We start from the raw sequence: 24,843 nt of genomic DNA on the forward strand, positions 1-24,843 counted from the left end.
TTTATGAACAAAATAACACCAGTAGTTTTTACTACTACTGGTGTTTTCACACACATATTATTCAAAAGGTAGCTCGATTATAAAGTTTGTTCCTACGTCTAATTTGCTTGTTACTAGAATGGAACCGTTATGCAATTCTACAATTTCTTTAGCAACAGCTAGCCCGATACCTTTTCCTCCAGTAGCTCTCGTTCTGGATTTATCAACACGATAAAAACGATCAAAAATATGCGGAATATCTTCTTCAGGAATACCTTCTCCTTCATCTTGTACACTTATTGTAAAAGAATTTGTTTCTGCGAGTACGCGTATCGTAATAGTAGTGTTTTCTAGTGAGTGTTGATAAGCATTGTGTAATAAATTTAACATAACTTGTTCCATACGTCTTTCGTCTATGCAAACTTCTAAATCATCTTTGCAATATACATGAAGTTGCATTTGTTTATTTGTTAATGTTGTTTTTGTTTTTTCAACCATTCGTTCTAAAAATGGTCTAAGAAGTACTTTTTGTTTTTTTATAACAAACTGGTGTTGTTCTAATTGTACCAGCATAAATAAATCTTGGACGAGATCGGTTACACTATCTGTTTCATCCTCGATGATTTGCAAGTATTCTTCACGCTCTTCTTTCGTTAAAGAGTCTCTCTTTGCCACTTTCGCATAACCTTTCATATAGGTTAATGGAGTTAATAATTCATGAGCAACACTAGCGAGAAACTCACCTCTTTCTTTTTTCATATAAGTCAGTTCACTGGATAAATCTTCAATCGTTTTTGCTAAGCTTCCAAGTTCATCATTCCGTTTAATACCTAATTGAATTGGCTTATTTAATTTTGACATTTTTTCTGTTGCCCTCTTCATTTTGATAAGCGGTTCTGTAATAACACGAGAAAAAACAAAGACAGAAATAGTCGTTAAAATAATCGTCAAAACACTAATAATAAGAAATTGCTTCATGAGTTTAAGTAACATGTTTTCTAAGAAAGATGTTTTTAATAACATATATAACTTTCCTTGAAACTCTGTTGTGTGAATTGGGCTTACCGTTGTGATGAATTTTGATTTTTTCCAGTTCTTTTCGACAATTAATCCGTCTTTGGGGATAGGTTCTGTTTTACAAGTAAGTTGCTTTTGCATCGCCTTTGTTACGGGTTCTGAAGTGGAAATGATTTTTCCATTATTGTCCGTTATAATGATTGCTATGTCGGAGTTAGAAATTGATTCTGATTCAACTAAGTGTTCAGCCTCATCCGCGATATCGAAATCCGGGTATATAGGACGATTAGGATTTTTATTGTATTCAGTGCGTTCGATGTTTTTCTTTTCTTGAGCATGTGCACTCCACTTAGCACGTCTTGTAATTTTGTTACTATAGCGATTACCTTTTTCTAAAAGAGCGAGTGTTTCCTCTTCAATGCGCATTTTGGAAATACTTTTGTAAAAAGATACGAAAGCAATTGTTTCAATGCATAAAGCTAATATTAAAAAGTATGTCCCGATTTTAAGTGAAAGTTTACTCATTTTCTCACCATACCTTATTCATAATAAAGGGTCAGTGGTATACTAGTTTCCACTGACCGAAGTGATTATTCACTTTTCCATTTATATCCGACCTTATAAACAGTTTCTAAGTAATTTTCAACTGGAAATCCTTTTTTTCGTAATTTATCGCGGATATTACGAATATGTGAATCGATTGTTCTATATTCAATATCTGTTTCATAGCCCCAAATTTTCTCGATTAAATCATCTCGGCTATAAGCACGGTTTGTATTTTGTAAAAATAGTCCAAGTAACGAAAACTCGATAGGTGTTAGTGAGATTTTCTCATCATAAACTGTGACAGTATGTTTCGTTTTATCCCACTCAATACCATTGAAGCTGACAAATCCATCTTTCTTTGTACGACGTAATATAGCCTCGATTCTTGCGACTAATACATGTTCATCAAATGGTTTTGTAATATAGTCATCTGCGCCCATAGTAAGACCTTTCACCATATCGTAATTTTGATTACGAGCTGTTAGCATTATAATTGGAACGTTGGAGATTTGACGAATTTGATAGCAAGTATCCCATCCATCCATATTCGGCATCATAACATCTAACAAAATAATATCGAAGTCTTTTTGTTCTATTAATTTTAATGCTTCAAGGCCAGAGGTAGCTTTCATACAAAAATAGCCGCGAGGGCTTAAGAACAGATCTAATAATCGTAACATACGTTCTTCATCGTCTACTAATAAAATTTTTACCATAATCTTGTGCACCCCAAACTGTTCATTCTACTTGTATAGTTTACATGAAAATAATAAAAAACTCTTTTTATGTGATTGAGTGGAGTAGTTATTTTTCGCTCAGAGTAATTGACATAAAAAATGCACTAGTTTTGCACAACTATTTTTTATAATAGAAAACGTAGCGACACAAAATACCCTATGTTGCGACATAACGTCATGTCATTTTATTTATAAAATGACAATTCCATTCTATTGTGTATGTGAGATAGAGAGGGTTTTCGTATTCACCTCGCATCGGATAAGAAAAATTTCCTATCTCACACTTTTTTTAAAAGGAGATCATACACATGAATCCAAAAGAAGAAATTTCAAAAAAAGAAAAGCAAGATCGTAAGACGGTTGTCATGTGCATTGCCGTATCTATGGTTATTATTATAAGTTGTGTAAATAAAATTTTGGGGATTTTATAATATATAAAAGCTCATTGCTTCTTAGGAAGTAATGAGCTTTTTTCATTATTAGGGGAATAGTTCTATATAATGAACCAAGGTAAAATTGCTAATCCAGAAGTTATAATTGCTGTAGTAAATATTAAAAGCATAGCTCGTTTGTTTTGTTTCATGTCACATTCTCCTCTACATATCAAGTACATGCGATCAGCGTGGGATGTAGTTCCCCACTGAGTAAAGTTTCACTTTATATTTTTAGTATAATGAATGGAAAGGTTTGGTACGATCGATAAAGGTGACATGAAGATTACATTGTTGTAATGAAAAAAGCATCTTTCTTAATACAAAGATGCTTTTGGAAAAATCCCCTACTGAGTAAAGTTTCACTTTATATTGAAGTATTAATCATTTAAGAACAGTACCATATGTTCCTCGTCCCAATATTGACCGTTATGTTTTAATGAACGCTCTTGTACACCGTAAGTTTGGAAACCTACTGATTCATATAATTTTTTTGCTGCATCGTTACCAACTACAACATCGAGCATAAGTTGTTCTACATGTAATTTATCGGCATTTTCAATAATTGCTTTAATAAGAGCTCGTCCTGCTCCAAGGCCACGCGCTTTAGGGGAAACAAAAACGGAACCGATTTTTGCTTTATGTTCTTGTTTAATGAAAGGCTTTGTTTCTAAAGTAGCAATGCCGATTAAATCTTTATCTTTGAAGACCCCTAGAGTATACTTATCCGGATTGCTTAATCGTTTTGCCATAGCAGCTACAGGATCCTCATGTTTCAAAACATCTTCATAAGAAGAGCTAAAAGCTTCCGGGTTCTTCGTTAAACCTTCCATACAAACTTTTAAATATATTTCTGCGTCCTCTGTCGTTAATAAGCGAATTTCCATTGTTGTAACCTCCTTGGGTGATTTTAAATAAAATAAATCCATTATTTTTATAAGAATGTGTATGCGTTTTGTTAGCAGTCTCTTTTAATGTGTAGAAGAATGAAAAGATATATGCTACAATATTTTGCTTTAATATGTAATGAAATTATATATTAACTTTATTAACTATTCAAGCGTTTAATATATTACACTTTTATAACTAAAATAACTCCTCAACCGAGGAGTTATTTTAGTTATTCGATTGATAACCATCAATTCGATGTGGATGTGTGTAAATATTGCAGGATTCATTTCTAATAAATCCTACGACTGTAATGCCTAAATCATGGGCGAGTTGCAATGCTAGTTTTGTTGGAGCAGACTTAGATAGAACAATTTCACATCCGATTTTTGAAACTTTGAGTAAAATTTCGGATGAAATACGCCCGCTAAATGCAATAATTTTTCCTTTAACAGATATATCGTTACGCAAACAATGGCCGTATATTTTATCTAATGCATTATGTCTTCCGATATCCATTCTTGATATAAGGATATTATTTCGATCACATAGCGCGGTATTGTGAACACCGCCAGTTTGGCGAAAGGTAGTGGAAGATTGTTGTAAAGTATTCATTAAGTGGAAGCATTCTTCAGGAGTAATTGTCACATGTATATTATGTAAATTTTTTGCTTTTGCGGCATCGTTAGCGAAAATAAAACCTTGTCTACCTTTTCCGCAGCAAGAAGTGATGTATCGTTTATTATATAAATTTTGATAGAGCGGATTTACTTTGGATGATGCTACATGGACAATTCCGTTATCTTTTTGAACCCATAGTTCTCCAACATCTTTATAGGAAGAAATAATTCCTTCAGAAATTAAAAAACCAATTACCATATCTTCGATGTAATTTGGTGTACATACGACTGTTACATACTCTTCACCATTTAATTTAATAGTGATAGGAGATTCTGTAACAATCTCATCAGTTTGTTTTGAAAATGTACCAGAGTGATAGCGTACAATTGTATAACTCTCTTGCGTAGGCCCCATATTAAATTCCCCTTTTATATGTATTTTCCCCCACATTCATCATAAAACATTGAAAAAATAAAAACATCTATTAGAAGGAAGGTATCAGATTATTTTGGTTATTATTGTATATATACGATATAATAGAAATGTAGAATAGTGAAATTTTCAAGCTTTCGTAGTGATACCTTATAAACATCTAGAATCGACTTCATAAGAAAAGTATTTGGGCAGGGCGTTTCAAAAATATGTATAGTAATTCATTTATGAAAACGGATTCAAAAATGAATTACTGTACAGTTGGTTGTAAGGAGAGGGGAAACTATGGCAGAACAGACAGTCCGTGTAACCGTAGATGGTAAAGAGTTTTCAGCATCAGGTGAAAAGACGATACTACAATTATTTAACGAGAGTAATTTGGAACATCCTCAAATTTGTCATGTACCAGAAGTAGATCCAATTCAAACTTGTGATACGTGTATTGTAGAAGTAGATGGGAAGTTAATGCGTGCTTGTTCAACGCCAATAGAGAATGGTATGCACATTGAAAGACAGTCACAGCGTGCAAAAGAGGCGCAGACTGAGGCGATGGATCGAATATTAGAAAACCACTTATTGTATTGTACTGTATGTGATAACAATAATGGTAATTGTAAGGTCCATAATACAGTGCATATGATGGGGATTGAAGAACAGAAATATCCGTATGAGCCGAAGGTAAGTGCTTGTGAAGTGGATATGTCACATCCGTTTTATCGATATGATCCAAATCAATGTATTGCTTGTGGACAGTGTGTAGAAGTGTGTCAAAATCTACAGGTTAATGAAACGATATCGATAGACTGGAGCTTAGATCGTCCGCGTGTTATATGGGATCACGGTGTAAGCATAAATGACTCATCTTGTGTGAGTTGTGGGCAGTGTGTAACAGTATGTCCATGTAATGCGTTGATGGAGAAATCAATGTTAGGTGAAGCTGGATTTATGACAGGGTTAAAACCAGATGTGTTAGATCCGATGATTGATTTTGTAAAGGATGTAGAGCCTGGATATAGTAGCATTTTAGCAGTTTCAGAAGTAGAGGCTGCGATGCGTAAGACGAAAGTTAATAAAACAAAAACAGTTTGTACATTTTGTGGTGTCGGTTGTTCATTCGAAGTATGGACGAAAGATCGCCATATACTAAAAGTGCAACCTGTTTCAGATGCACCGGTTAATGGTATTTCGACATGTGTAAAAGGTAAATTTGGATGGGACTTTGTAAACAGTGAAGATCGCATTACGAAGCCATTAATTCGCCAAGGAGATATGTTTATTGAAGCTTCATGGGAAGAAGCATTAGAAGTTGTTGCTTCTAATATGCAGCATATTAAATCTGAATATGGTAGCGATGCATTTGGATTTATTTCTTCATCAAAAGTAACGAATGAAGAAAACTACCTTATGCAAAAGTTAGCTCGACAAATATATGGAACGAATAATGTGGATAATTGTTCTCGTTATTGCCAATCTCCAGCAACAGATGGTCTATTTAAAACTGTCGGTATGGGCGGCGATGCTGGAACAGTGAAAGATATAGCTGAAGCAGGTCTTGTCATTATCGTTGGTGCGAATCCAACAGAAGGACATCCTGTACTTGCGACGCGTGTAAAACGTGCTCATAAATTACACGAGCAAAAACTGATTGTAGCAGACCTTCGTAAACATGAAATGGCAGAGCGTGCGGATTTATTTATTCATCCGCGCCAAGGTACGGATTACGTATGGCTTGCTGGTATTACGAAATATATTATTGATCAAGATTGGCACGATAAAAAGTTTTTAGCTGAAAATGTGAAGAACTTTGATGAATATAGCACAATGTTAGAAAAGTATACGCTTGAGTATACAGAAGAAATTACGGGGATTTCGAAAGAAAATCTGAAAGAAATGGCTCGTATGGTATATGAAGCAGATGGTACTTGTATACTTTGGGGAATGGGTGTAACGCAAAATACAGGAGGAAGTACAACATCTGCTGCCATTTCAAATTTACTGCTTGTTACGGGGAACTATCGTCGTCCTGGTGCAGGCGCATATCCATTACGAGGTCATAATAACGTACAAGGTGCTTGTGATATGGCGACATTACCCAACTGGCTCCCAGGTTATCAAGCAGTATCAGATGATACGCTTCGTGCTAAGTTTGAAAAAGCATACGGCACAACTATTCCGAAAGCACCAGGGTTAAATAATATTGCAATGTTACTTGCGGCAGAAGAAGGAAAATTACGAGGTATGTATGTCATGGGTGAGGAGATGGCCTTAGTCGATTCCAATGCGAACCATGTGCAACATATTTTAGCGAATTTAGACTTCCTCGTTGTTCAAGATATGTTCTTATCAAAAACAGCTCGTTTTGCTGATGTTATTTTACCAGCAGCACCAAGCTTAGAAAAAGAAGGAACATTTACGAATACAGAACGCCGTATTCAAAGATTATATGAAGTGTTGAAACCGCTTGGTGATTCCAAGCCAGACTGGTGGATTTTACAAAAAGTTGCTCGTGCACTGGGCGGGGATTGGAATTACGAAAGTCCAAGTGAAATTATGGACGAAATCGCATCACTTGCACCGCTATACTCTCAAGCAACGTATGACCGCCTAGAAGGTTGGAATAGTTTATGTTGGGGTAGTCATGATGGTAGCGATACACCTCTATTATATGTAGATGGATTTAACTTCCCAGATAAGCTCGCTCGTTTATCATTAGATGAATGGATACCGCCAGTTGTAGCGCCAGATGAGTATGATTTACTTTTAAATAATGGACGCATGCTAGAACATTTCCATGAAGGGAATATGACGAATAAGTCGGCTGGTATTTTATCTAAAGTATCTGAAGTATTCGTTGAGATTTCACCTGAACTCGCTATAGAACGCAATGTGAAAGATGGTGGTCTTGTGGAATTAGCATCACCATTTGGAAAAATTAAAGTACAAGCACTTATTACTGATCGTGTAACGGGGAAAGAGCTATATTTACCAATGCATGCAACGATAAATGAAGAAGCGATTAATATTTTAACTGGGACGGCAACAGACCTTTATACGTGTACACCGGCGTATAAACAAACGATGGTGAAAATGCGTGTATTACGTGAAAAAGGAAATCGTCCGTTACCATCTTCAAACCCGCGAGATAAAAATCGTAATCCGCAAAATGGTGTTGAAATCGAGCAAAAGTGGCAAAGAAAACAATACGTATCACTTGTGGACTAGGGGGCGGAGATAGTGGCAAAAGAAATTACTTTAATTAAAAAGAAAGTTGTAACAGAGGAAGAACAGAAACAGCAAGTAGCAGATGCACTTCTCAATGAACTATCTAATAATCGTGAAGCAGTAGAAGAAACGATGCAGCTGTTAGCACAGTTGCAGAAGGCTGGTATATTAGATGCGGCGATTAGTTTACTTGCTGCGAAGGAAGATGTTTCAAAGATCGCTGTGGAGCAATTAAATCGTGAACCAGTTAAAAATGCACTCAACAATATGATGGGGGCAGGAGAAGCATTATCTGCAGTTGATCCGGAAGTAACGAAACAAATTACATCCAGCTTAGTTACGGGATTACAATTTGCAACAGATGAATTAAATAGTGGTAAAAAAACAAAAGTGATGGATTTCTTTAAAGTGTTAAAAGATCCAGATATCAATAGAGCCATTACATTTGGTTTTAGCTTCTTGAAAGCATTTGGACAAGGGTTAGAGAAAAAATAGAGTAGATGAAAAAAGTGATGGGGAGTAACCATCACTTTTTTCATTGTATGTATAAGAGTGTTCATGTTAAGCGGAATATATTATTATTAAAAAGATGGGTTAGAAAGGGAAATATGGAATCCATCTCAAATATTGTTTTAGAATGTGGAGGAATATATGCAACACCGTAAAAGACTATCTATACCAGGGGTAATAGGACATTCCTTTCAAACAGTTAAATTTGCTTTTTGGAATGTATTAACCTTTCAACTCGCTTATAAATTATTAGCAGCGATTGTATTCGTCCCGCTATTTGGGATCATTTTTAATAAGTTATTGTATTTTGGTGGTTATGCAAATGCGACGAATGATGAATTATTAGCGTTTTTAAAGACACCATACGGCATTTTGGCAATCGTAATTTTATCATTGTTAGCGCTGTTTCTTATCTTTACGGAATTTGCGGTGCTTATTATTATTTCGTACTTTGCTCATAAAAGGCAAAAGGTGAGATTACGTCCAATTTTGTATAAAACAGTAACGTATTTACCTACTCTTTTCACATATTGCTTACCGGGATTTATTTTATATGCTGTCGTATTATTACCTCTTTTAAATATGGGATATGAAACAGCTTTAATCCCGCAAATTCAAATTCCTAACTTCATTACAGGAGAACTATTTAAGACAACGATGGGACAAGTGGGTTATTACACATTCTTTGCTGTAGTTGCGTATTTGAACCTTCGATGGATTTTTGTTCTACCTATTGTTGTTTTAGAACAAAAGCCATTTCGCGTGGCAGCACGTAAAAGTGCAAAGTTAGTAAAAGAAAGCTTTTTTAAAGTACTATTCTTTTTAGTAGGATTTTTTATTTCAATAGGAATTGTCTATGTCCTATTTTTAGGAATATATTTATTATGTCTATGGGGTGTTTATGAATTTACAAACCCGAAAGGGACATTTGCATTATTAGCGGAATCAACAATGTCTGTATTTCTAACGAGTACATTGTATTTATTTAGCTTTATCGTGACACCATTTTATATTATGGCGATTACGAGATTGTATTTACAAAAGGTTCCAGTTGAAGATGTTTTATTAGAAGAAGGATTAGATTATTCGAAAACGAAAGCAGATAAATGTTTCTTCCAAAAACATCGTTGGAAATTTATTGGCGTATATATTGTAGGAATTATTACTGCCGGAATGGTTGTTGCCTTCATTGTGACCTTTATTACAAACACGTATAAAGAACCAATTATTATGGCTCATCGTGGTTATATTTCAAAAGGTGTAGAGAATACAAAAGAAGCTTTGCAAGGCGCTATTGATGCGAAAGCAGACTATGCTGAAATTGATGTACTGCAAACAAAAGACGGTGAATTAGCAGTTATACATGATTTGAAGTTGAAACGCCTTGCTAATGCTAATGTTCAAGTATCAGATTTAACGATGGACGAGTTAAGACAACTTACTCTGAGTCAAGATGGATTTTCAGGACAAATAAGTACACTTGATGAGATTATTAAGCTGGCAAAAGGCAAAATCAAACTCAATATTGAAGTGAAGCTTCATGGGGGCGAAAAAGACTTTGTAAATAAAGTATTAAAAACGATTAAAGATAATGAATTTGAAAAGCAATGTGTCATTCAAACGTTACACTATCCGCTTATAAAAGAATTTAAGCGTGCAAATCCAAATATAAAAGTAGGATATATACTGTATGCAAGTAGAGCTCACTTAAAGAATGTGAAGGCTGATTTTTATGTAGCAGAAGAATACATGCTAAATAAGAAATTAGTAAAAGAAGCAAGGAAGTTAAACAAGCCAATTTACGTATGGACGGTAAATGATATGGAAAGTTTAAAGGGATACTATAAATTAAACGTAGATGGTATCATTACCGATTATCCTGAAGATGCACGTGAAACAATTAAGATGTTAAAAGAGCAAGAAGAGGAAGAAAGTGATCTGTTTGATAAAATTACTGAAACAACAGATGATTTATTTTCCAAGTTATTTATAAGTTATCCAGCTGCTAGCTAAATGCTAGCAGCTGTTTTTTATAAAAAGAATATATCTCTAAAGTATTGTGTAAATTAATAACTGTATATGTATACGACATCATTGGGGTTTCTTACATTGTTACATTATTGTCAAATAATAAATGATGGGTACTTATTTTAAAGGAGTATAATAAAAATAGAGTGATAGATAATGGGATGAAACGAGAATCCTAATAGAATCAATGTTTTATATATTTACACTATTCTAAATATATAAACTTTAAAAAAATGATATGTTAGCGTTTTCATAACTTTTAAGTTATGCTAGAATAAGGACATAAGTTATTAATTATTACAAAAAGAAAAAAGACTTTCTTTTTTCTGTTAATTATAAGGGGGCATTTCATTATGCGTATTGGGGTACCAGCAGAAATTAAAAACAACGAAAACCGTGTGGCAATGACACCAGCAGGTGTTGTACATTTAATTCGTAACAATCACGAAGTATTCATTCAAAAGGGTGCAGGTTTAGGATCAGGTTTCACAGATGCTCAGTATGTTGAAGCAGGAGCGAAAATTGTTGATACAGCTGAAGAAGCTTGGAACATGGAAATGGTTATGAAAGTTAAGGAACCAATTGAAAGCGAATACAAACACTTCAGCGAAGGTTTGATCTTATTCACATACCTACACTTAGCTCCAGAACCAGAATTAACAAAAGCATTAATCGAAAAGAAAGTTGTTTCTATTGCATATGAAACAGTACAATTAGAAAACCGTTCTCTACCATTACTTGCACCTATGAGTGAAGTAGCTGGTCGTATGGCTGCACAAATTGGTGCACAATTCCTTGAGAAAAACAAAGGCGGTAAAGGTATCTTACTTGCAGGTGTTCCAGGGGTTAAACGTGGTAAAGTAACAATCATCGGTGGTGGACAAGCTGGTACAAATGCTGCTAAAATTGCAGTTGGACTAGGTGCGGATGTAACAATCATCGACTTAAGTGCAGAACGTCTTCGTCAATTAGATGATATTTTCGGAAATCAAGTAAAAACTTTAATGTCTAATCCTTACAATATTGCAGAAGCTGTAAAAGAGTCTGATCTTGTAATCGGTGCAGTATTAATCCCAGGTGCAAAAGCGCCAAAACTTGTAACAGAAGAAATGATTCAATCAATGGAACCAGGTTCTGTTGTTGTAGATATCGCGATTGACCAAGGTGGTATTTTCGAAACAACTGACCGTATTACAACTCATGATAACCCAACTTACGAAAAACACGGCGTTGTTCATTATGCAGTTGCAAACATGCCAGGTGCGGTTCCACGTACATCAACTCTTGCATTAACAAACGTAACAGTACCATATGCAGTACAAATTGCTAACAAAGGTTACAAAGAAGCTTGCCTAGGCAACTCTGCATTACTAAAAGGTATTAACACATTAGATGGCTATGTAACATTCGAAGCAGTTGCAGAAGCTCACGGTGTAGAGTACAAAGGTGCTAAAGAATTATTAGAAGCAGAAACAGTATCTTGCTAATAGAAGCATTATACAAAACAAAATCGAACAATATATAAACCAACATGATAAGAGCTAAGAGTGAATATCTCTTAGCTCTTCTTGGCAAAAGGGGGCATACATCGTGGCCAACCTATTTAAAAAGAAATCCGTTACGCAATTGTTAGGGGAAAGTAAAAGTAAAACTTTAACGAAAACGCTAGGGGCATTTGACCTAACAATGCTAGGGATTGGTGCGATAATTGGTACAGGAGTACTAGTATTAACAGGATTAGTAGCAGCAAGAGATGCTGGTCCAGCAGTTATTTTTTCATTCATGATTGCAGCGATCGTTTGTGGATTTGCAGCGTTGTGTTATGCAGAAGTTGCATCTACACTTCCGGTTTCAGGTAGTGTGTACACATATTCATATGCGACAATCGGTGAGTTTATTGCCCATCTAATGGGGTGGACATTATTATCTGTATATGTCGTAACAACTGCCGCAGTAGCTGGTGGATGGACGGGTTATTTTAATAACTTAGTGAGTGGATTTGGATTAGAAATTCCAGCAGAGCTGTTAAAGATTCCATCACAAGGTGGGATTGTGAATTTACCAGCAGTAGTTATTACATTAGTTTTAACTTGGTTACTATCAAGAGGTACGAAAGAAAGTAAGCGTGTGAATAACATAATGGTATTAATTAAAATTGGTATTGTTATTTTATTCATTGCAGTTGGTGCGTTTTACGTACAACCAGAAAACTGGACACCATTTGCGCCATACGGCATTAGCGGAATCTTTGCCGGTGGAGCAGCAGTATTCTTTGCTTTCTTAGGATTTGATGCATTAGCAACTTCTGCTGAAGAAGTAAAAAATCCACAACGTGATTTACCAATTGGTATTATTGCTTCGTTAGTTATTTGTACAATTATTTATGTTGTAGTTTGTCTCGTTATGACAGGTATGGTTTCTTATAAAGAATTAGATGTACCAGAAGCTATGGCATATGTATTAGAAGTTGTAGGACAAGATAAAGTAGCTGGTGTAATTGCAGTTGGAGCTGTAATTGGTATTATGGCTGTAATCTTTGCTTACATTTATGCAACGACGCGTGTATTCTTCGCGATGAGCCGTGACGGTTTATTACCAAAATCATTTGCGAAAATCAATAAGAAAACAGAAGCGCCAGTATTCTCAACTTGGTTAACAGGTATTGGTAGTGCTTTAATTGCTGGATTTATCGATTTAAAAGAATTGTCAAATTTAGCGAATATTGGAGCATTATTAACATTTGCGATGGTAGGTGTGTCAGTTATTATTCTTCGTAAAACACATCCGAACTTAAAACGTGGCTTTATGGTACCACTTGTACCAACGCTACCGCTTATTTCAATCGCATGTTGTCTATTCTTAATGTTTAACCTACCATTAACAACATGGATCTACTTCGGTATTTGGTTAGCAATTGGAGTAGTTGTATACTTTGTTTATTCGAAAAAACATAGTCATTTAAAAGACGATGGAAGTTCGCAGGATAATTTAGAACAAGCTAATTAAAAGGGATATAAGTAATAGTAAGCCTTGTGCGTCTAGGGAGCGCACAAGGCTTTTTCTTTTGTGCAAAGTGTACATCCATTTTTGTATGAGAATGTAATGGATGCGGAAAATATGTGTAGGCCTTTTAAAAATGTGAACGAAATGTTCAAAAAAATGTATGAGATTTCATTGACACATATGAATGGACGCTCATATAATAAAAGTATAAGATATATGAATGATTGTTCATATGTTCAAATGAAGAGGTGAGCTATAATGGCTGGAAATAAAGTAGAAACACCACAAGAGACATGTTCTCAAACGATAATCCATGAAGAAGTTGTGGATCAAGTAAAACAAACAATTCCAACTGATGAAAGTTTAAGTAAGGTAGCAGAATTATTTAAAGTATTAGGTGATCGTACACGTACGAGAATATTACATGCGTTATTTGAAGCTGAAATGTGTGTTTGTGATTTAGCGTATTTATTAGGAATGACACAATCATCTATTTCACATCAGCTTCGTGTGTTAAAGCAAGCGAAACTTGTAAAGAATCGTAAAGAAGGAAAGGTCGTTTATTATTCGTTAGCTGACCAGCACGTAATTCATATCTTCGAGCAAGCGTTTGAACACGTAAACGAGGAAGAATAAAAAAGAACGCGAGGAGGGAGAACGATGGCTGAAGCATTAGTGAAAAAGAAACTGATGTTAGAAGGTTTAGATTGTGCGAACTGTGCAATGAAAATTGAAAAAGGTGTTGGGAATATAGAAGGAGTAAATTCTTGCTCTGTAAATTTCGCGACAAAAACAATGGTTTTAGAAACGGTACAAAATAAAGAAAGCGAAGTTGTTACAGAAGCAAAACAGCTCGTTACAAAATTAGAACCGCACATTAAAGTACAAGAAGAAAAAAACACCAAAGTGGCAAAAGAAGTGTTTATATTAGAAGGTTTAGATTGCGCAAACTGTGCGATGAAGATTGAAAATAAAGTTAAGGAAATGCCGACAGTTTCAGCAGCAACTGTTGATTTCGTATCAAAGAAATTACGAGTTGAAGTAGCGAATAAAAGAGAATTAGAAGCGACTGTAGCGAATATAACAAATGTCGTTCAAAAGTTAGAACCAGATGTGAAAGTTGTTCGTGAAGAAAAGGGTGGTCATGACCACGGACATAGTCACGATCATGGTGAAGCAAATGTGAAAAAGATGGTAGGCCGATTAGTGGTCGGCGGAATTTTGACAGCAATTGCTGCATTAGCTGGCTTACCACAAATGATAACAATTCCGTTATTCGTCCTTGCGTATTTATTAATCGGTGGAGATATCGTTTGGAGAGCGGTAAGAAACATAACTCGTGGCCAAGTGTTCGATGAGAACTTCTTAATGGCAATCGCAACGCTAGGAGCTTTTGCGATTCAGCAATACCCGGAAGCAGTTGCAGTAATGTTATTCTATCAAGTAGGGGAACTATTCCAAAGTATTGCGGTAAACCGTTCTCGAAAATCAATTACTTCATTAATGGATATTCGTCCTGATTACGCAAATGTAAAGGTTGGAAATGAAACGAAACAAGTATCACCAGAAGATGTACAAATCGGCGATTATATTATCGTGAAACCTGGTGAGAAAGTACCATTAGACGGAAAAGTAGTTGAAGGAGCGTCAATGATAGATACTTCAGCATTGACTGGTGAATCTGTACCACGTGAAGTTGAAGTTGGAAATGATGTACTAAGTGGTTTTGTAAACCAAAATGGTGTATTAACAATTGAAGTTACAAAAGAATTTGGTGAATCAACTGTATCAAAAATTTTAGATTTAGTTCAAAATGCAAGCAGTAAAAAAGCGCCAACAGAAAACTTTATTACGAAGTTCGCGCGTTACTACACGCCAGTTGTAGTAATTACAGCAGCGATCATGGCGTTTATTCCACCACTTATTTTAGAAGGAGCTACATTCTCTGATTGGATTTATAGAGCTCTAGTGTTCTTAGTAATCTCTTGTCCATGTGCGTTAGTTGTATCTATTCCTCTTGGGTTCTTTGGAGGTATCGGTGGAGCATCTAAAAGTGGTGTGTTAGTAAAAGGAAGTAACTATTTAGAAGCTTTAAATGATGTGAAATATATTGTTTTTGATAAAACAGGAACATTAACAAAAGGTGTCTTCAAAGTTACAAAAATGGAACCGAGCGAAGGCATTACAAATGAAGAATTATTAGAGTATGCAGCATTTGCTGAAGTATATTCTAACCATCCAATTGCACAATCGATTCGAAATGCATACGGAAAATCAATTGATGAAAAAATAATTGATGATTATAATGAAATTTCTGGTCACGGTACAGTCGTAAAGGTACAAGGGAAAGAAATTTTTGCAGGTAATGCTAAATTAATGAGAAAAGAAAACATTACATTTAAGCAACCAGAAACAGTAGGTACATTAGTTCACGTTGCTGTAGATGGAAAATATGCAGGTTATATTGTTATCTCTGATGAAGTAAAAGAAGATTCAAAACAAGCAATTCAAAAGTTAAAAGAACTAGGTATTAAGAAGACAGTTATGTTAACTGGTGATGCAAAACTAGTTGGTGAAGCTGTTGGGAAAGAATTAGGTTTAGATGAAGTTCACGCAGAACTATTACCGCAACAAAAAGTAGAAGAAATTGAAAAAATTGATGCAACGAAACATGGAAAAGAAAAAGTTGCTTTCGTTGGTGATGGTATTAATGACACACCAGTATTAGCAAGAGCTGATGTTGGTATTGCAATGGGTGGTTTAGGATCAGATGCAGCAATTGAAGCGGCAGATATCGTTATTATGACTGATGAGCCTTCAAAAATTGCAACAGCTGTAAACATTGCAAAACGTACACGACGCATTGTATGGCAAAATATCATCTTTGCATTAGGTGTAAAAGGATTAGTTTTATTACTTGGTGCTTTCGGTATTGCAACAATGTGGGAAGCTGTTTTCTCAGATGTTGGTGTGACACTACTGGCAGTGTTAAATGCAATGCGTGTACTACGAGTGAAAGATTTATAAAAAGAGAGGACGCAACCCGCGTCCTCTCTTTTTAGGTTATTCTGTTGAAATTGACTCAATAAAATAATAACAAATATTATTTTATAAATTAATAACTTAACATTTAAATTTACAAATAAAAAATATTTGCCTTATTATTTTAATATATTTTTCGCAAAGATATATATAGCATTGAAAAAACAGAGAAGGAGCAGCTTCTCTGTTTTATTTTTGTATATTTTTTTCAACTTGTTCTCGAACAGTTTGAATGTAATTCATTTTATGATCCCAGCATTCTTGACTTAAATCGACAGGATACTCTTCAGGATTTAAAGTTCGCATATACTCTTCCCAAAATAGCGCGAGACTCTGTTCGTTATATTTTTGAATATCTAATATTCCTGGTAGTTCATATGTTCTTTCACCGTTAACGAAAATGTCTTTATGCAGTTCGCGAGCTTCAAAGTTTGTTACAAATTTACTTATATACGTGTGAACAGGATGAAACATTTTTAAGCGTTCTTCTTTTCCAGGTTCTTCATAATCTAATGCAATATAATCGCCTTCAGCATGATCGTTTACTCGATTGATAATGCGATAAATTCGCTTCAGTCCTGGAGTAGTAATTTTTTCCGGGTTAGATGAAATTTTAATTGTATCATTTAACTTTCCATCAGTATCTTCAATCGCAACTAGTTTATAAACAGCCCCTAACGCTGGTTGCTCAAAGGACGTAATCAATTTTGTTCCAACGCCCCATACATCAATTTTTGCTCCTTGAGATTTCAAGTGCATAATTGTGTATTCATCTAAATCGCTAGAAGCAATAATTTTTGTATTTGTAAACCCGGCTTCGTCTAGTAGTTTTCTTGCCTTTTTAGATAAATAAGCCATATCACCACTATCGAGGCGAATGCCATAAAAATTGATGCGATCCCCAAACTCTTTCGCGACGCGAATTGCATTTGGCACACCAGATTTTAATGTGTCATATGTATCAACGAGAAAGACACATTTTTTATGAGTTTCAGCGTATTTCTTAAAAGCAACATATTCATCGCGATAAGCTTGAACAAAAGAGTGCGCATGTGTGCCGGCTACAGGTATCCCAAAGCGTTTTCCAGCCCGTACGTTACTTGTAGAGGAGAAACCACCAATAAAGGCAGCGCGTGTGCCCCAAAGGGCTGCATCGAACTCGTGGGCACGTCTTGTGCCGAACTCTAAAAGTTCATCGTTATTTGCAGCGTGCTTCATACGAGCAGCTTTTGTTGCAATTAATGTTTGGTAATTCACAATGTTTAACAGGGCAGTTTCAATAATTTGTGCTTCACCAAGCGGTGCATCGACACGCAATAAAGGCTCGTTATTAAACACAACTTCACCTTCTTGCATACTACGAACCGTACCAGTGAATTTCATATTTTGTAAATAATGAAGAAATTCTTCTTCAAATTGTAATTCTGCTAAATAAGCGATATCGCTTTCGGTAAAGCTAAAGTTTTCTATGTACTCTACAATTTTTTCAAGACCAGCAAAAACAGCATAACCGTTCTCGAATGGAAGCTTTCGAAAGTATAAATCAAACACCGAGCGGCGATTGTGAATACCATCTTTCCAATATGTATAAGCCATATTAATTTGATATAAATCTGTATGTAAGGCATAGCTATCATCTTTATAATAAGTCATCGCGAAAACACCTCCATAATTTGGTTATAGTATACCAATTTTTCAACCATCGTAGCAAAGAATGGATATGAAAGAAGAGTCAAGGGGGAAAAAAATGAAATAATGCATATTTTTTAGAAAATTAACATTTATCAATTTATATTTCTCAAGATTTTATGTATTATTAAAGTAATGGGGTAAATGAGAATGGAGGAGGACAATGCAACAAACATTAGAAAAAATAGGCAAACAAGTCTTTTACAAACGGCTACAGCAAAAAATGACACAAGAAGAATTATGTCAGGGCATTTGTTCTGTCTCATACTTAAGTAAAATCGAAAATGGAAAGATCGAAGCATCAGAAGAGATTCTACAATTGCTCTGCGCAAGATTAGAAATTGCCGTGACGGATTTGAGAGATGTAGAAGAAGATGTGAAGGGGAAGCTGGATGAATGGTTAAATGCATTAGTTCATTTGGACAAGCCACAAGTAGAACGCATATATGAAGAATTGCAAGGTGAAATGAAGCATGTTTTGGATTTTGAAATTATAAATTATTATAAACTGCTTTATACGCGGTATTTAATGATGAAACGAGATTTACCTGCTGTTGAAGAAGAATTAGAGAGATTAAAAAAAGTTTACAAGAAATACTCACCTTTTCAGAAGATGTTATATACGTATAATAAGGCATTGTTATATTCTGTACAGTACAAATATACACAGGCATTGGAATACTTGTTGAAGACGGAAGCGATGGCGAAAGAGTTAGGTTATTATGAAACAGGAATATATTATAATTTAGCACTAACTTATAGTCAGATGGAAATAGACCATATGACATTATACTTTGCTAACGTGGCATTAGAAGGCTTTAAAAGTGAATATAAATTTAGAAATATAATTAATTGCAAGTTTTTAATTGCTTTTAGTTACACTAGAAAAAAACAATATAACGAAGCTATGGAAATTTATAATCATATCATAAGGGAAGCGACTTCTTTTGCTGATAAAGATAATATTCTATCTATCGCTTTGAATAATATTGGTTACCTGTATTATCGTCAAAAAAATTATACTAAGGCAAAAGAGTACTATATAGAATGTTTAAAGTATAAAAAAGAAGAGGATATGAACTATATTGATGCTATGTATGAGCTTTCGTTACAGTGTATTCAATTAGGAGAAATCGACGAAGCGGCTAAATGGATTGAAAAAGGCATCATTGCTGCAAGGAAAGATGATAGATATAAAGGGATGCTATATTTATTATTAAGTTTACGATATAAGCATTTTGAAGAAAGAGATGTTTATAAAAAATTTCTAGAAATAGAAGTAGTTCCTTTCTTTAAAGCAGAGGAAAATATAAAAGATTTAAAGAAAATATATTTAGAACTAGCTGAATACCTAGAAGAATGTTCAGATTTTAAAGAGAGTAATCGCTACTATAAGTTAGCGATAAACTTATTAGAAGAATAAGGAGGAGAGGTAGTATGAAAAAGTTAATTGCAGGAACATTTGTAGTTATGGCGATTGCGGCGGTGGTATTAGATATTCAGTATGCGTGGAAGCCAGATACTCTTGGTCAAGAAGCTAAAACAGTTCAACAAATTAATTCATAATTGAAACCCCCTTTCCAACCGGAAAGGGGTTTTTCAATATTTGTTCCTCAAAATTCTACAAAACTTGAGAAAAAAATTAATTGAATTTTTAGTATATTAATAGTGAAAACATAATGCTAATATGAAACTACTCTTTTTCAAAAAAAATTTATTAGGGGGAAGGTTCATGAAAAAGAAAAGTTTAGCGTTAGTGTTAGCGACAGGAATGGCAGTTACAACGTTTGGAGGGACAGGCTCTGCTTTTGCAGATTCTAAAAATGTGCTCTCTACGAAGAAGTACAATGAGACAGTACAGTCACCGGAGTTTGTTTCTGGGGATTTAACTGAAGCAACTGGTAAGAAAGCAGAATCTGTTGTGTTTGATTACTTAAATGCAGCAAAAGGTGATTATAAGTTAGGGGAAAAGAGTGCGCAAGATTCTTTCAAAGTGAAACAAGCGAAGAAAGATGCTGTAACTGATTCAACAGTATTACGTTTGCAACAAGTTTACGAAGGAGTACCTGTATGGGGTTCTACACAAGTAGCTCACGTAAGTAAAGATGGTTCTTTAAAAGTATTGTCTGGAACAGTTGCACCTGATTTAGACAAAAAAGAAAAGTTGAAAAATAAAAATAAGATTGAAGGCGCAAAAGCAATTGAAATTGCGCAAAAAGATTTAGGTGTTACACCTAAATATGAGGTAGAACCAAAAGCGGACTTATATGTATATCAAAATGGTGAAGAAACAACGTATGCATACGTTGTAAATTTAAACTTCTTAGAGCCAAGCCCAGGAAACTACTACTATTTCATTGAAGCAGACAGCGGTAAAGTATTAAATAAATATAATAAATTGGATCATGTAGCAAATGAAGATAAGTCACCAGTTAAGCAAGAGGCACCTAAACAAGAAGCGAAACCGGCTGTAAAGCCTGTAACAGGCACAAATGCAGTGGGTACTGGTAAAGGTGTATTAGGAGATACGAAGTCACTTAATACAACGTTATCTGCATCATCTTACTATTTACAAGATAATACGCGCGGAGCAACGATTTTCACATATGATGCGAAAAACCGCTCAACATTACCAGGAACGTTATGGGTAGATGCGGATAATGTTTTCAATGCAGCGTATGATGCAGCGGCAGTAGATGCTCACTACTATGCTGGTAGAACATATGATTACTATAAAGCGACATTTAATAGAAACTCTATTAATGATGCAGGAGCACCATTAAAATCAACAGTTCATTATGGAAGTAGATATAATAATGCGTTCTGGAATGGCTCTCAAATGGTATACGGAGATGGTGATGGTGTAACATTCACTTCATTGTCTGGTGGAATTGATGTAATTGGCCATGAATTAACGCATGCTGTTACAGAGTATAGCTCAGATTTAATTTATCAAAATGAATCAGGAGCGTTAAATGAAGCTATTTCAGATGTATTTGGTACATTAGTAGAGTATTATGATAACCGTAACCCTGATTGGGAAATTGGTGAAGATATTTACACGCCTGGTAAAGCTGGAGATGCACTTCGCTCTATGAGTGATCCAACGAAATATGGTGATCCAGATCATTATTCTAAGCGTTACACAGGCACTGGTGATAACGGTGGCGTTCATACAAATAGCGGTATTATTAACAAAGCTGCTTACTTACTAGCGAATGGTGGTACGCATTACGGTGTTACTGTAAACGGTATTGGTAAAGATAAAGTAGGAGCGATTTATTACCGTGCAAATACGCAATATTTCACACAATCTACTACGTTTAGTCAAGCTCGTGCTGGATTAGTACAAGCTGCAGCTGATTTATATGGTGCTAGCTCTGCAGAAGTAGCAGCAGTTAAGCAATCATACAGTGCTGTTGGCGTAAACTAAGGCTTTAAGGGATAGTTATAATAAAATACCTCAAAAATAAAGAAGGAGCATAGGCTCCTTCTTTATTTTTTTCTCCATTTTTTCCACAAATAAAACAACCCAATAGCGCCCGCGATTGTTACAATCCACTTCGCTTCATTTGTTCCATTGATAACATGATATGCCGAATATACTTCAATCAATAAAGCCGGTATTTTGCCTATTGTACTGGCAATACTGAAGGATAGTAATGACATTTTACCTAGAGCTGCAAATAAAGTAACGATACTGGATGGGATGAAAGGTATCAATCGGAATGATAGGACGAGTAGAAAGGCCTCTCTACCTTTTACATAAAGGAGGCGTTCTACCTTTGGATACTTATTTACTTTGCTGTGAGTGAATTTCTGAAGGCCTATACGATAAATATAAAACGAAATAATAGCCCCTAATGCCTCACCTGCGATCGAAATAATGGTTCCGTTTGTTACACCGAAGAGCTGTATGTTAATAGCGGTCAAAAAAATACTAGGGATAAAACCTAAAAGACTGATGATGATGTTAATTAAGATACTAAGTGGAATTGCGATTGAATAATAGTTTGTTAAGAAGTTTTGAATTGTTTCAGCCATTGTTTAAAATCCTTTATCTTTTTTTGCATTACACCATATTTCTATTGTGTAGGCAAGTACAAATTTACATAATGTAGAAAACGTTGATAAAACACCAATCATATACCTTATATGGGTATTGGGTATATGAAGTGAGGGGTATATTTTAATAACTTAAAAAACACCAAATAAACCCTTTATTTAAAAGGTTTATTTGGTGTTTTTATAGGTATTTCAACTCGGGAAATAATTATAAAAACATAGGGGTATATTTATAAAAGTTCGAAAATAGCGGTTTTATGAAAAATAGGTGAGGAATTTAACAAATGTGTATGTTTTTTCAGTGTGAAATTGACTTTTAGTGGAGTTACGATAATAATCATGAAAGAGGTGATATGATGAAACGAATAAGTAGTCTTTTCTTGAGTAGTTTAATGGCACTAATGCTGATCTTAAGTGGATGTGCAGGAAAAGAACAAAAAACAGAGAAACAAACAGGGAATCAATCGACATCAGTAGAAAAAATTAGTGATAATATTTTAGATGAAATGGAAGGACCACCTAAAAATGGTCATACGATTGAAAGACATGTAGGCAAATCAGAAGAGGATTTGAAGAATCGCTTGAAGACAGATAAAGTATCAGCAGCAAGTACATACTATGATAAGGAAACAGCGACGAAAGCTGTAAAAGATAGTTTGAAGCAGCATGATAAGGAAATTCAAGATTGGTTAAAAAATTCTAAAGAGGCTCGTCTCGTATTAAATACAACTCATTCATTCCCGGTTGGAAAAACGGTAATAAAGAAAAATATGAATGTAAAAGACAAGTTAGTAAAAACAGTTACTGTTTTAGCAAGAGATAAGTCAGGAGATTTAGGGTATAAGATTATTACTTCTTATCCATCTGATAAATAAGAAGGGGGAGTAAATATGTATACGACATTACAATATTTTCTCAAATCGTACTGTACGTTAAGCATCCATGAAGATGAAATAGTAGGCGTGATGGAAGAGTTTATAGAGCAAGAAGATGAAGAAATTGTTTTGAAATTACGCGATGAATTATTATATATGGAGAAAAAGGATGCCTGGGAAGAGGCGTGCGTATTAGCTGCGAAGCAAGGAAATCGTATGTGGTCTTTAGAAGAAACGAAAGATCATCTTACAACCTTTTTAGTATTATTGCAAAAGAAAAAGGCGTGATCTACTCACGCCTTTTTTGTTTTTGAAATGTGTTCTTTTAATGGTGTCTTATTGTTTTGGAGCACTTTTATATACGCTTTTTGAAATTTGGCCATTAGATATTACTTCACCGTTTTGTGTTACTTTTTTATACGTAACTGCTGTTATTTTATCATTAGTCCTACTAATTACTTGAGAAGAAACTTCAACATTTTTACCAGTATTTGTACCAAAAATACGTGTAGTAATACTACCTCCATTTGAAAATGCTTGAATATAGATATGATTGCCTGTATTGTTTTTAAATTTTAAATCCGGACCATAATCTGCCACTGCTGCATCTTGCCCAAGTGGTAAATAATTTACGGGCATAGAATGATTGCTTCGAGAAACAATTCCTAAATCTGCTCTTAAAGCTGCGCTATATAAAGTACTACTAACTTGGCAAACGCCTCCGCCTGCACTTTGTATAACCTTACCTTGTGAATATACGGCTGCGGATTTATAACCATGTGCAGCATCCGTTACGCCAACGCGGCCATTAAAACTAAACGTTTCATCAGGTGCGACAATAACGCCACTTAAAGTATTAGCTGACTTATTTACGTTAAAGGATTGATTCCCGTTACGACCAGCCATTGGAGTCGAATATTCAGCGATTACTTCTTTAATTCCCATTTTCTGTATATCTTCTGTAGAGCGTTCAGGTTTTAATAGTGTAACTGGTAACGTAATGTCAGATGTGCCAGAAGTAATGGCCTGTTTCGTTAAATCAGTTAGCTTTCCTTTATCGATTTTTTCTCCATTTTGACTTTGGCTAATATTTACTGTAGTGCCTTCAATACTTAATTCTGCATTAACAGGATTTTTTAATGTTTCATTATATTTATCCTTCATAAAGCTTTCATAAGCAGTTGTATTTAATTGAGGGGTTAATTTATAGTCGCGTTTTAATTCACCGTTTTCAGCCTGCTTTCGCATTTTGTAACGATTCATTGCGTTTCCTTCTTGCTCTTTAAAGATTTTGTCGATAATATCTTTTTCTTTATAATTTATCCCTAAATATTTCCATGTATAAGTTTGTTTATCATTTTGGAATATGTACGTAAGTGATTTTTGATCTAGTTCAGTTATTTTTTGATTAATAATGGCTTGAATATCTTTTTTATTTTTTCCATCGAGAGAAATACCTTCAAATGTAGTATTTGGTAATGCAGTAGTATCTAATTGATTATTTAGTTTGGATACATATTGATATCCACTAACACCGCCTACACAAAGTAATATGCCTCCAGCAATTGCAGAACCGATCAGTATTTTACTTAGCTTCATTTATTTCCCCCCAGAAATTTTTGTATAAATATATGTATTACATTTTTTGTATAAAAATGATGAAAATAACATTATGTACGTACTAGTATACTATTATTTTCACTATGTGTGTAATGTTTTTATAAAAAATGTTACACTGTTGTAATAATTGTCTCTTTT

At 34.8% G+C, this 24,843-nt stretch carries 20 protein-coding genes; 13 read left to right on the forward strand and 7 right to left on the reverse strand.

Going from position 1 to position 24,843, the window contains the following annotated elements; genetic code table 11:
- Positions 1 to 57 precede the first annotated feature (57 nt).
- Complete coding sequence (locus ACVWY7_RS19205; protein ID WP_000041004.1) at positions 58 to 1,521, reverse strand: sensor histidine kinase; 1,464 nt, start codon at positions 1,519 to 1,521, stop codon at positions 58 to 60.
- A gap of 65 nt (positions 1,522 to 1,586) precedes the next feature.
- Complete coding sequence (locus ACVWY7_RS19210) at positions 1,587 to 2,258, reverse strand: response regulator transcription factor (protein ID WP_000238949.1); 672 nt, start codon at positions 2,256 to 2,258, stop codon at positions 1,587 to 1,589.
- Positions 2,259 to 2,587: 329 nt separating this feature from the next.
- Between ACVWY7_RS19210 and ACVWY7_RS19215 the strand changes: the two genes are divergently transcribed.
- Positions 2,588 to 2,710, forward strand: a complete 123-nt coding sequence (locus tag ACVWY7_RS19215; protein ID WP_001068384.1) for a hypothetical protein — start codon at positions 2,588 to 2,590, stop codon at positions 2,708 to 2,710.
- 380 nt (positions 2,711 to 3,090) lie between these two features.
- On the opposite strand, the gene ACVWY7_RS19220 is transcribed toward ACVWY7_RS19215, so the two are convergent.
- Together ACVWY7_RS19220 and fdhD are read right to left on the reverse strand one after the other, a co-directional pair.
- The gene (locus ACVWY7_RS19220) at positions 3,091 to 3,597 is read right to left on the reverse strand and encodes a GNAT family N-acetyltransferase (RefSeq protein ID WP_000405870.1); all 507 of its coding nucleotides are present in this window, start codon (positions 3,595 to 3,597) and stop codon (positions 3,091 to 3,093) included.
- 229 nt (positions 3,598 to 3,826) lie between these two features.
- The gene (fdhD, locus tag ACVWY7_RS19225) at positions 3,827 to 4,633 is read right to left on the reverse strand and encodes a formate dehydrogenase accessory sulfurtransferase FdhD (protein ID WP_000529217.1); all 807 of its coding nucleotides are present in this window, start codon (positions 4,631 to 4,633) and stop codon (positions 3,827 to 3,829) included.
- A 303-nt stretch (positions 4,634 to 4,936) separates the two neighbouring features.
- Here fdhD and fdhF point away from each other — a divergent pair, with 303 nt between their 5' ends.
- The 7 genes from fdhF (at position 4,937) to ACVWY7_RS19260 (ending at position 16,441) form a co-directional block, all read left to right on the forward strand.
- Positions 4,937 to 7,873: a formate dehydrogenase subunit alpha gene (gene fdhF, locus ACVWY7_RS19230; protein ID WP_000840644.1), complete on the forward strand. Its 2,937-nt coding sequence runs from the start codon at positions 4,937 to 4,939 to the stop codon at positions 7,871 to 7,873.
- Between the two features lie 12 nt (positions 7,874 to 7,885).
- A complete protein-coding gene (locus ACVWY7_RS19235; RefSeq protein ID WP_001040520.1) occupies positions 7,886 to 8,368 on the forward strand; it encodes a DUF1641 domain-containing protein in 483 nt (160 codons plus the stop codon).
- A 156-nt stretch (positions 8,369 to 8,524) separates the two neighbouring features.
- Complete coding sequence (locus ACVWY7_RS19240) at positions 8,525 to 10,396, forward strand: glycerophosphoryl diester phosphodiesterase membrane domain-containing protein (RefSeq protein WP_001164724.1); 1,872 nt, start codon at positions 8,525 to 8,527, stop codon at positions 10,394 to 10,396.
- Positions 10,397 to 10,764: 368 nt separating this feature from the next.
- Positions 10,765 to 11,898: an alanine dehydrogenase gene (gene ald, locus ACVWY7_RS19245; RefSeq protein ID WP_001219745.1), complete on the forward strand. Its 1,134-nt coding sequence runs from the start codon at positions 10,765 to 10,767 to the stop codon at positions 11,896 to 11,898.
- A gap of 103 nt (positions 11,899 to 12,001) precedes the next feature.
- A complete protein-coding gene (locus tag ACVWY7_RS19250) occupies positions 12,002 to 13,417 on the forward strand; it encodes an amino acid permease (protein ID WP_001284875.1) in 1,416 nt (471 codons plus the stop codon).
- 255 nt (positions 13,418 to 13,672) lie between these two features.
- Positions 13,673 to 14,050, forward strand: a complete 378-nt coding sequence (locus ACVWY7_RS19255; RefSeq protein ID WP_000918377.1) for an ArsR/SmtB family transcription factor — start codon at positions 13,673 to 13,675, stop codon at positions 14,048 to 14,050.
- 24 nt (positions 14,051 to 14,074) lie between these two features.
- On the forward strand, positions 14,075 to 16,441 hold the full coding sequence (locus ACVWY7_RS19260) for a heavy metal translocating P-type ATPase (RefSeq protein ID WP_000796609.1): 2,367 nt from the start codon (positions 14,075 to 14,077) through the stop codon (positions 16,439 to 16,441).
- Between the two features lie 204 nt (positions 16,442 to 16,645).
- Here ACVWY7_RS19260 and ACVWY7_RS19265 read toward each other — a convergent pair whose 3' ends face one another.
- The gene (locus tag ACVWY7_RS19265; protein ID WP_000222895.1) at positions 16,646 to 18,109 is read right to left on the reverse strand and encodes a nicotinate phosphoribosyltransferase; all 1,464 of its coding nucleotides are present in this window, start codon (positions 18,107 to 18,109) and stop codon (positions 16,646 to 16,648) included.
- Positions 18,110 to 18,308: 199 nt separating this feature from the next.
- On the opposite strand from ACVWY7_RS19265, the gene ACVWY7_RS19270 reads away from it, so the two are divergent.
- From ACVWY7_RS19270 to ACVWY7_RS19280, 3 genes are all read left to right on the forward strand, one after another.
- Positions 18,309 to 19,568 carry a helix-turn-helix transcriptional regulator gene (locus tag ACVWY7_RS19270; RefSeq protein ID WP_001187931.1) on the forward strand — a complete coding sequence of 420 codons (1,260 nt, stop codon included), beginning with the start codon at positions 18,309 to 18,311 and terminating at the stop codon, positions 19,566 to 19,568.
- Between the two features lie 14 nt (positions 19,569 to 19,582).
- On the forward strand, positions 19,583 to 19,711 hold the full coding sequence (locus ACVWY7_RS19275) for an NprX family peptide pheromone (protein ID WP_000733137.1): 129 nt from the start codon (positions 19,583 to 19,585) through the stop codon (positions 19,709 to 19,711).
- A gap of 166 nt (positions 19,712 to 19,877) precedes the next feature.
- Entirely contained in the window at positions 19,878 to 21,578 is a 1,701-nt protein-coding gene (locus tag ACVWY7_RS19280; protein ID WP_000730392.1) for a M4 family metallopeptidase, read from the forward strand.
- Between the two features lie 62 nt (positions 21,579 to 21,640).
- Here ACVWY7_RS19280 and ACVWY7_RS19285 read toward each other — a convergent pair whose 3' ends face one another.
- Positions 21,641 to 22,189 carry a TVP38/TMEM64 family protein gene (locus tag ACVWY7_RS19285; protein ID WP_000852236.1) on the reverse strand — a complete coding sequence of 183 codons (549 nt, stop codon included), beginning with the start codon at positions 22,187 to 22,189 and terminating at the stop codon, positions 21,641 to 21,643.
- A gap of 377 nt (positions 22,190 to 22,566) precedes the next feature.
- On the opposite strand from ACVWY7_RS19285, the gene ACVWY7_RS19290 reads away from it, so the two are divergent.
- Positions 22,567 to 23,085 (forward strand): RNase A-like domain-containing lipoprotein, encoded by a 519-nt coding sequence (locus tag ACVWY7_RS19290; protein ID WP_000822716.1) that lies wholly within the window; start codon positions 22,567 to 22,569, stop codon positions 23,083 to 23,085.
- Between the two features lie 15 nt (positions 23,086 to 23,100).
- Complete coding sequence (locus ACVWY7_RS19295; RefSeq protein ID WP_000288793.1) at positions 23,101 to 23,373, forward strand: hypothetical protein; 273 nt, start codon at positions 23,101 to 23,103, stop codon at positions 23,371 to 23,373.
- Between the two features lie 48 nt (positions 23,374 to 23,421).
- On the opposite strand, the gene ACVWY7_RS19300 is transcribed toward ACVWY7_RS19295, so the two are convergent.
- Positions 23,422 to 24,684: a VanW family protein gene (locus ACVWY7_RS19300; protein ID WP_073525727.1), complete on the reverse strand. Its 1,263-nt coding sequence runs from the start codon at positions 24,682 to 24,684 to the stop codon at positions 23,422 to 23,424.
- Positions 24,685 to 24,843 lie beyond the last annotated feature (159 nt).

Source organism: Bacillus sp. TE9106W (assembly GCF_054062215.1).

Bases quoted from the DNA above. Each gene is read 5' to 3' on its own strand.
- ACVWY7_RS19205 (WP_000041004.1), bottom strand. From the start codon at position 1,521: ATGAGTAAACTTTCACTTAAAATCGGGACATACTTTTTAATATTAGCT.
- ACVWY7_RS19210 (WP_000238949.1), bottom strand. From the start codon at position 2,258: ATGGTAAAAATTTTATTAGTAGACGATGAAGAACGTATGTTACGATTA.
- ACVWY7_RS19215 (WP_001068384.1), top strand. From the start codon at position 2,588: ATGAATCCAAAAGAAGAAATTTCAAAAAAAGAAAAGCAAGATCGTAAG.
- ACVWY7_RS19220 (WP_000405870.1), bottom strand. From the start codon at position 3,597: ATGGAAATTCGCTTATTAACGACAGAGGACGCAGAAATATATTTAAAA.
- fdhD (WP_000529217.1), bottom strand. From the start codon at position 4,633: ATGGGGCCTACGCAAGAGAGTTATACAATTGTACGCTATCACTCTGGT.
- fdhF (WP_000840644.1), top strand. From the start codon at position 4,937: ATGGCAGAACAGACAGTCCGTGTAACCGTAGATGGTAAAGAGTTTTCA.
- ACVWY7_RS19240 (WP_001164724.1), top strand. From the start codon at position 8,525: ATGCAACACCGTAAAAGACTATCTATACCAGGGGTAATAGGACATTCC.
- ald (WP_001219745.1), top strand. From the start codon at position 10,765: ATGCGTATTGGGGTACCAGCAGAAATTAAAAACAACGAAAACCGTGTG.
- ACVWY7_RS19255 (WP_000918377.1), top strand. From the start codon at position 13,673: ATGGCTGGAAATAAAGTAGAAACACCACAAGAGACATGTTCTCAAACG.
- ACVWY7_RS19260 (WP_000796609.1), top strand. From the start codon at position 14,075: ATGGCTGAAGCATTAGTGAAAAAGAAACTGATGTTAGAAGGTTTAGAT.
- ACVWY7_RS19265 (WP_000222895.1), bottom strand. From the start codon at position 18,109: ATGACTTATTATAAAGATGATAGCTATGCCTTACATACAGATTTATAT.
- ACVWY7_RS19270 (WP_001187931.1), top strand. From the start codon at position 18,309: ATGCAACAAACATTAGAAAAAATAGGCAAACAAGTCTTTTACAAACGG.
- ACVWY7_RS19275 (WP_000733137.1), top strand. From the start codon at position 19,583: ATGAAAAAGTTAATTGCAGGAACATTTGTAGTTATGGCGATTGCGGCG.
- ACVWY7_RS19280 (WP_000730392.1), top strand. From the start codon at position 19,878: ATGAAAAAGAAAAGTTTAGCGTTAGTGTTAGCGACAGGAATGGCAGTT.
- ACVWY7_RS19285 (WP_000852236.1), bottom strand. From the start codon at position 22,189: ATGGCTGAAACAATTCAAAACTTCTTAACAAACTATTATTCAATCGCA.
- ACVWY7_RS19290 (WP_000822716.1), top strand. From the start codon at position 22,567: ATGAAACGAATAAGTAGTCTTTTCTTGAGTAGTTTAATGGCACTAATG.
- ACVWY7_RS19295 (WP_000288793.1), top strand. From the start codon at position 23,101: ATGTATACGACATTACAATATTTTCTCAAATCGTACTGTACGTTAAGC.
- ACVWY7_RS19300 (WP_073525727.1), bottom strand. From the start codon at position 24,684: ATGAAGCTAAGTAAAATACTGATCGGTTCTGCAATTGCTGGAGGCATA.